The sequence below is a fragment of the Arthrobacter sp. GCM10027362 genome, from assembly GCF_042679445.1.
Lineage (GTDB): Bacteria > Actinomycetota > Actinomycetes > Actinomycetales > Micrococcaceae > Crystallibacter.
Genome location: NZ_JBHTML010000357.1, coordinates 1 through 1,520, shown reverse-complemented (window position 1 = coordinate 1,520; position 1,520 = coordinate 1). Strand labels below are relative to the sequence as shown.

Sequence of the window (1,520 nt, the reverse complement as noted above, 5' to 3'; positions counted from 1 at the left end):
CGCGGGTGGTCCGGGGCCACCCCGTAGCGGATCAGCCCGTAGGGCGCCGGGTAGCGGTCGAACAGGTCGATGCTGACCTCGAAGTCCCGTTCGGCCTTGGTGAGGATGTCGGCGGCATAGACGCCGGCGGGGCCGGCGCCGATGATGGCCACTCGCAAAGGTCGCTGCTGCTCCGCGGCTGGGTTCGACACGAATAGTCCTTCTTCCGGGGGAAATCCTCCTGCGCAATAAGCGCACAATTTACTATTCTAAATCGCCTGCGGGCCTGCGCCCAAAGATGTGGCGGCGGTCTCAGGACCGGGCCGGCTTGGAATTCTCCAGGCGGCGGTGATGTTATTGCCACTGTGCCCGCCGACTCCGTCCCACCCGCCCCGCACGCCCTCCCGCAGGAAGGTCCCTCTGGCACTGCCCCGGACCACCTGCCCGCCGCCGGTGCCGCCGTCGCGGCTGCCGACTCCGGCGCCCGGAACAAGCCGCGCGGCGACGGCGGGGTGGGCATGGTCTACGGCCTCGCCGCCTACGGCCTCTGGGGCCTGCTGCCGCTGTACTTTGCCGTGCTGGCCCCGGCCGGGCCGCTGGAGATCGTGGCCAACCGCATCGTCTGGTCGCTGGTGTTCTGCCTGCTGCTGCTGGCGGCGGTGCGGGGCTGGGCGCCCTTCAAGGCCGCGCTGACCCAGCCGCGGATCCTCGGGACCCTGGCCCTGGCGGCGCTGCTCATTGCCGCGAACTGGTTCACCTATACCGTGGCCGTGCTCAACGCCCAGACCATCCAGGCTTCGCTGGGGTACTTCATCAACCCCCTGGTCTCCGTCCTGCTGGGCGTGCTCGTCCTGAAGGAACGGCTGCGGATCATCCAGTGGGTGGCCCTGGGCATTGCCCTGCTGGCGGTGGTGGTGCTCAGCCTCGCCTACGGCAGCATCCCGTGGCTCTCCCTCATCCTGGCGCTCTCCTTCGGCTTCTACGGCCTGGTCAAGAAGAATGTGGGCTCCAGGGTCGACGCCGTGACCAGCCTGAGCGTGGAGACCCTGGTACTGACCCCCGCCTCCATCGCCATCATGGCCGTACTGATGTCCGCCGGCTCGGCCACCCTGCTGGGGAACGGCCCCGGGCACTTTTGGCTGATGGCCGCCGGCGGCCTGGTCACCGCGCTGCCGCTGCTCTTCTTCGGCGCCGCGGCCCGGCGCCTGCCGCTGAGCACGGTGGGCATGCTCCAGTACATTGCGCCGCTGACGCAGTTCGTCCTTGCCCTGGCGGTCTTCCACGAGCCGATGCCGCCGGAGCGCTGGGCCGGCTTCGCCCTGGTCTGGCTGTCACTGGTCCTGCTGACCGCGGACATGATCCGTTCCTACCGTGTGGCCCGCCGGCAGCCGGCCCTGGCCGCCGGGTAGCGGCACCGGCAGCACCTTGTCCCCCGTGCCGGCCGGGGCGGGCGTGGAGCAGCGCCTCCGCCCCCCGTCGCGGTCCGGATCCACCATCCGGGCCCGAAGACGACGAGGGGCAGCCCGGCACCGTCCGCGGCA

At 70.5% G+C, this 1,520-nt stretch carries 2 protein-coding genes; one reads left to right on the top strand and one right to left on the bottom strand.

The annotated features are described in order from the left end of the window. The coding region (locus ACFQ36_RS22625) for an FAD/NAD(P)-binding protein (protein ID WP_377017809.1) at positions 1-191 on the bottom strand (191 nt) is incomplete at its 3' end. A 153-nt stretch (positions 192-344) separates the two neighbouring features. Between ACFQ36_RS22625 and rarD the strand changes: the two genes are divergently transcribed. Next, on the top strand, positions 345-1,388 hold the full coding sequence (rarD, locus tag ACFQ36_RS22620) for an EamA family transporter RarD (RefSeq protein ID WP_377017807.1): 1,044 nt from the start codon (positions 345-347) through the stop codon (positions 1,386-1,388). The last annotated feature ends 132 nt before the right edge of the window (positions 1,389-1,520 follow it).